The sequence below is a fragment of the Streptomyces recifensis genome (genome assembly GCF_002154615.1).
GTDB lineage: Bacteria > Actinomycetota > Actinomycetes > Streptomycetales > Streptomycetaceae > Streptomyces > Streptomyces griseoluteus.
In genome coordinates this window covers 1-5,632 of the sequence record NZ_MUNH01000175.1, presented here as the reverse complement: position 1 = coordinate 5,632, position 5,632 = coordinate 1, and the positions used below count along the sequence as shown (strand labels likewise).

Here is a 5,632-nt window from a genome sequence, read left to right as displayed (position 1 = left end):
CGTGGTAGGTGGCAGGGAAGTAGTGGGGGCCGTCCTTGGCCAGGGCGTTCCAGGTGTACTCCCAGCGGGCGCCCGGCTCGTCGCGGAAGACCTCCTCCTTCAGGACCACCCGCCTGTACTCCAGCAGCCGGGCCGAGACCCGCTGGGAGTACACCTGGAACGCCCTGGCCAAGGACGGCCCCCACTACTTCCCGGGCCCGTACCACGCCATCGACGTCGGCTACATGAACGCGGACAACACGGAGTACGCCCTCTACTCCTCCTCCCCGGCCGACGACTGGCCCACCACCCAGAAGCAGTTCACCTGGATTCTCCGGAGCTTCCAGGAGGGCTGAATCGGCCGCCGCCTTCGTACCTTGGCCGGTCAGCGCCCCGGAAGGGGTGGGTCCGGTGCGGCATGATGGGCGGTATGGGGACCGAGGGGCACGACCTCCGTGTGGTCGCGGGCCGTTACCGCCTTGAGGCGCGCATCGGACGCGGCGGGATGGGCGTCGTCTGGCGGGCCGATGATCTGGTGCTGGGCCGTCAGGTGGCCGTCAAGGAACTCACCCTGGACGACTCGCTGTCCGAAGAGGACGCGCGCAGGCGGCGTGAGCACTCCTTCCGGGAGGCGCGGGCGCTGGCCCAGTTGCGCCACCCGCACATCATCGTGGTGCACGACGTGGTCGAGCAGGACGAACGCCCCTACCTCGTCATGGAGTTGATCGACGGCTGCTCGCTCGCCGAGCGCATCGCCGCCGACGGCCCGCTGGACGCCGCCGAGGCCGCCCGGATCGGCGCCGATCTCCTCAGTGCGCTGGCCACCGCGCACGCGGCCGGGGTGCTGCACCGGGACATCAAGCCCGCCAACGTGCTGCTGGAGTCGGGTACCGACCGGGTGGTGCTCACCGACTTCGGCATCGCGCGGGTGGCGGGCGCGACGACGCTCACCGAGACCGGCTCCTTCGTCGGCTCGCCCGAATACACCGCCCCGGAGCGGATGTCGGGGCTGCGCGGCGGGCCCGCGTCCGACCTGTGGTCGCTGGGCGCGCTGCTGTGCGCCGCGCTCAGCGGCGAGTCGCCCTTCCGGCGCGACTCGCTCGGCGGCATCCTGCACGCCGTCGTCACCGACGAGATCCGGCCGCCCGCCGAGGCAGGCCCGCTGCTCCCCGTCGTCCGGGGCCTGCTGGAACGCGACCCCGAGCTGCGGCTCGGCGCGGCCGACGCCGAGCGGATGCTGCGTACGTACCTGGAGAGCGGCCGTATGCCTCCCGCGTCCGGCGTTCCCGCGGCCGCGCGCACACTCCGGCTGCTGGGCGCGGTACGCGGCACCAGATCCGACGCGCCGCCGACCGCGCCCGAACCACCGCAGAGTCCCGCCCGGCCGGCGTCCCCGAGGCGGGCGAGGCTGATCGCCGCCCTGCTGGTGGCCGCCGTGGCCGGGGCCGCGGTGTCGGCGGCGGTGCTGATGCTGCACGAGAACCGGGGCGGCGGTGACGACGCGCCCGGCGCCCCCTCCGCCTCCCGCACACCGGGCCCCACCGGCACCCGGGCGCCCTCCGGCTACCGCACCGTCCGCGACCCGGCGGGCTTCGCCCTGGCCGTGCCCGACGGCTTCACCCGCGAACGGCAGGGCGAGCGCGTCTTCTACCTCTCCGCGGGGGACACCTTCCGCCTCGGCATCAAGATCTCCCCGCCGGAACCGGGCGGCCCCGCCGCCGTCCTGGAACGCCTCGCGGCCGAGGGCGCGGACAACAACCCCGGCTACCGCGACGGCCGTGTCACCGAGACCAGCCACGAGAAACACCCCGCCGCCCTCTGGGAGTTCACCTGGAACGGCTACACCCCCGCCGAGGGCGCGCGGCACACCTACGACCTGTGCTGGGAGGAGGGCGGCCGGATGTACGACGTCTGGGTCTCTGCCCCGGTCGGCAAGGTGCGCGAGGCCCGCGAGCACTTCGACGTGGCCGTGGACACCTTCACCGTCACGGCTCCCTGAGCGGACCGACGGCCCTCCCCTGGATCGTCATGGGGCCGTTCCACGGCTGACCGGGTGCCTCATCCTCCGGCATCGGCGAGGGCGGCACGGACCGCGGCAAGGATGGTCTGGGGGCTGGCCGGCACCGGGGTCCCCTGGACCGCCACGGTCGGCGTTCCGCTCACGCCCCGCTGGACGGCCGTCGCCGTCACGTAGGAGCTCCAGTCCAGGTAGACGCCCTGCCGGACGCACGCCGCGAACGAGCTGTCCGCCAGTCCAACCGCGGGGCCGAGCTCGACCAGTTCGTCGTCGGACAGGCCCGGCCCGCCCTCGGGGGGCTGGTTGGCGAACAACGCGTACAGGTACTCCACGAAGTGGCCACCGTCGGACGCGCAGCCCGAGGCCGCCGAGGCGCGGGAGGAGTACCGGGTGGTGGACAAGGCGTCGAGAAAGCCCATCGGGTGGTGGACGAGACTGATCGCCTTGTCGGCCACCAGCTCGTCGAGGAGCGGCCCGCTCCTCCCTTCGAACTGCTTGCAGAACGGGCACAGAAAGTCGATGAAGGCATCCACCTGCACCGGTCCGGCTCCGACGACGATGCCGTCCCCGCTCGGCGAGGCGTTGGCCGGAACACGGGAGGGCCTGCTGATGTGGGGCGTCTGAGTACTCATGCCGAGTCCCCTGCCGTAAGTCGATGGAAATCCGCGTCGTACGCGACAGGCACGGCAGACCGACCACCCGCGCCCGGCCGGGTCCACAGCCGCATTCCGGGCGCCGGGATGTCCGACGCTAGATGTTCTGGAATTCGTTCGGCAGTTGCGACATCACATCCTCGAACTCCGTGCCGGGGACGGCCTCTCTCAGAGTCCTGAAAACCGCCGCGACGCCGCTGCGCGCCACGGCCTCGTCGACGCCCGCCCGCTCACTCACCCGCCGGACGAACTCGGCAACGCCGAATTTCTGGGCGACATCCTCCGGTGGGACCAGGGGCGGGGCGATCTCGGCGGGCAGGACGCCGGCCAAGTGCCTCGCCTCGCCGCCGGTGATCCGCTCGCCCAGCGTCAGCATCGTGGCCCGGGTCAGCTCCCTGGCCTGCTCCTGGGGCACGTGGGCCCGCTCGCTGACGAGACGGACGAACTCGTCGCTGTCCATGGCGCCTCCAATCCGGCAACCCATCACGGGTACCGCGCACGCACTGCCCCAAACGGTGATCGACATGCCGGTGCGAACCCGGCGGCCGGTGCCGAAAGCGCCGGTCACCGCCCGTCCTCTTCGCCTTCCTCGACAAAGGGGCGCACTGCCTCCAGCAGGGCCCTCAACGCGCCGGTGAGCATCCCGACCTCTGCGACGCGCTGGGCGGACGGGTCCTGCGGGTAGAGCCGCTCGGCCTGTCCGGCCTGTTCGGCGACGTTCGCCAGGACCTGCTCGGCGGCCTGAGCCGCGGCGCGCAGGGCGGCACGTTCGATATCGCCGGGCATGTGATCTCCCCTGCATTCGGCCGCCGGGCACCGAATTCCCGGAATGCTTCGACGTCGCCATCAACAGGTTCCGCCGGGAACGCCACAGCCGGCGCGCTTCACTACGAAGGCGTCCTCTTCCCCAAGCGTACGGGGGTGCCGGACACGCCGCAGGACGTCGGCTTCCCCGCGAGCAGGCCGGGGAGATCGAGGAGGTCGGGCGCGAAGGCGCCATGCGGCACCCGGCCCGCGCCGCGTTCCCGGCCCACGCGTCACCGGGCAGGACGAAGCCGGGCGGCGCTTCGACAGGCCCTGAAACCAGCCGAGTTGAAGGCGTGCGCCCGCGTCGACAAGCGCCGGGTGGGCGCGGTACTGATGGGGCATGAGTGACGACGGCGCACCCCCGCCCGACGGACGCCTGCTCGGCGGGCGCTACCGGCTCCTCGAACGGGTCGGGGCCGGGCCGACCGGCACCGTGTGGCGCGCCCGCGACGAGCGGAACGGGGACCTGGTCGCCGTCAAGGAGCCCCGGCTGCCCGGCGGTCCGGCGGGCGAGAAGGCCGGACGGACCGCGCACCGGCTGCGGCGCGAGGCCGGCGCCGCCGCCCGGGTACGCCATCCGTCCGCCGTACGGGTCCGGGACGTGGCCGGCGAGGACGGGCTGCCCTGGATCGTCATGGAGTGGGTCGAGGGCGAGTCGCTGCGCGAGACCGTGGGGCGCGGTCCGCTGCCGCCCGCCGAGGCGGCCCGGATCGGGCTCTCCGTGCTGGGCGCGCTGCGCGCCGCGCACGCCGTCGGTATCGTGCACCGTGACATCAAGCCCGCCAACGTGCTGATCGAGTCCGGCACCGGGCGCGTGGTCGTCACCGACTTCGGGATCGGTGACGGGCACACCGAGGACGCCCCCGAGGGGTTCGTCGCGCCGGAGCGGGCGTCCGGGCGAGGTGGGCCCGCCTCCGACCTGTGGTCGCTCGGCGCGCTCCTCGCCGCCATGACGGACGGCGACCCCGGCCCGCTCGCCCCGCTGCTGGACCGCCTGCGCGCCCCGGACCCCGACGCCCGGCCGGACGCGGCGGAGGTGGCGGCGGAGCTGGAGAGACGCGCAGGTGTGCGGATGGAGGAGCCGGAACCCGAACCCGTCACCGAGCCCGCGCGAACCGTCGTGACGCCCGCCCCGGTGGTGCGCCGCACCCCGCTCGCCGCTCTCGGGCTGCTGCTGTCGAAAAAACCCGGAGCCGAGTGACCGGGCCGACAACGCGCTGATCAGCACGTTTACCGCCAGTGATCACTGGCGGAATGTGTGCGGCCGGTGAAACCCCGTTACCGACGGGTACCGAAAGGGCGGCCACCGGCATACCCTGCCGCTCATGACGGACTCGCAGGCCCCGGAAGTCACCGGCACCAACCCGATCGCCCCGGCCCCCGAGGGCGTGCGCACCGCCGCCGACGTGGTCACCCCCGAGCTGCTGGCCCAGCTCACCAAGGGCGTCACCGGCTCGGGCCGGACCAGCAACCACACCCCGCTCACCGGGGCCAAGCTCGCCGACCTGCCCGAGTCCACCCCGGACGACGTCGCCGCCGCCTTCGAGGCCGCCCGTGCCGCCCAGCGGGTGTGGGAGCGGACCCCGGTGCGCGAGCGGGCCGCGGTGCTGCTGCGCTTCCACGACCTGGTGCTGGAGCGGCAGTCCGAGGTGCTCGACCTCATCCAGCTGGAGACCGGCAAGGCGCGGCTGCACGCCCACGAGGAGGTGCAGGCCGTCGTCGTCGCCGCCCGGCACTACGGCCGCCGCGCCCCCGCCTACCTGCGGCCCAAGCGGCACACCGGCGCCATGCCGACCCTGACCAAGGTGACCGAACTGCGGCACCCGCGCGGGGTCGTGGGCCAGATCGCCCCCTGGAACTACCCCCTGGAACTGTCCGTCGGGGACGCCCTGCCCGCCTTCGTCACCGGCAACGCGGTCGTGATGAAGCCGGACACCGAGACCTGCCTGACCGCCCTGTGGGCGCGTGACCTGCTGGTCGAGGCCGGACTGCCCGCCGGGGTCTTCCAGGTGGTCCTCGGCGAGGGCCCGGTGGTCGGCCCGGAGATCGTCCGGCACGCCGACTACGTCTCCTTCACCGGCTCCACCCGCACCGGCCGCGAGGTCGCCCAGGGCGCCGCCGCCCGCCTGATCGGCGTCTCCCTCGAACTCGGCGGCAAGAACGCCATGCTGGTCCT

6 protein-coding genes are annotated in these 5,632 nt (G+C 73.4%); 3 read left to right on the top strand and 3 right to left on the bottom strand.

Annotated elements, in window-relative coordinates; genetic code table 11:
• Positions 1 to 409: 409 nt before the first annotated feature.
• Positions 410 to 1,978: a serine/threonine-protein kinase gene (locus tag CCN33_RS11180; protein WP_086693488.1), complete on the top strand. Its 1,569-nt coding sequence runs from the start codon at positions 410 to 412 to the stop codon at positions 1,976 to 1,978.
• Between the two features lie 59 nt (positions 1,979 to 2,037).
• Here CCN33_RS11180 and CCN33_RS11175 read toward each other — a convergent pair whose 3' ends face one another.
• From CCN33_RS11175 to CCN33_RS11165, 3 genes are all read right to left on the bottom strand, one after another.
• Positions 2,038 to 2,628, bottom strand: a complete 591-nt coding sequence (locus tag CCN33_RS11175) for a DsbA family protein (RefSeq protein ID WP_086693487.1) — start codon at positions 2,626 to 2,628, stop codon at positions 2,038 to 2,040.
• A gap of 118 nt (positions 2,629 to 2,746) precedes the next feature.
• Positions 2,747 to 3,109: a DUF2267 domain-containing protein gene (locus tag CCN33_RS11170; RefSeq protein ID WP_086693489.1), complete on the bottom strand. Its 363-nt coding sequence runs from the start codon at positions 3,107 to 3,109 to the stop codon at positions 2,747 to 2,749.
• A gap of 104 nt (positions 3,110 to 3,213) precedes the next feature.
• Positions 3,214 to 3,435: a hypothetical protein gene (locus CCN33_RS11165; RefSeq protein WP_086693486.1), complete on the bottom strand. Its 222-nt coding sequence runs from the start codon at positions 3,433 to 3,435 to the stop codon at positions 3,214 to 3,216.
• A 361-nt stretch (positions 3,436 to 3,796) separates the two neighbouring features.
• Between CCN33_RS11165 and CCN33_RS11160 the strand changes: the two genes are divergently transcribed.
• Both CCN33_RS11160 and CCN33_RS11155 read left to right on the top strand, forming a co-directional pair.
• Complete coding sequence (locus CCN33_RS11160; protein ID WP_086693485.1) at positions 3,797 to 4,657, top strand: protein kinase domain-containing protein; 861 nt, start codon at positions 3,797 to 3,799, stop codon at positions 4,655 to 4,657.
• Between the two features lie 124 nt (positions 4,658 to 4,781).
• Positions 4,782 to 5,632 (top strand): aldehyde dehydrogenase family protein (locus CCN33_RS11155; RefSeq protein WP_140394509.1); only part of this gene is annotated, 851 nt, incomplete at its 3' end.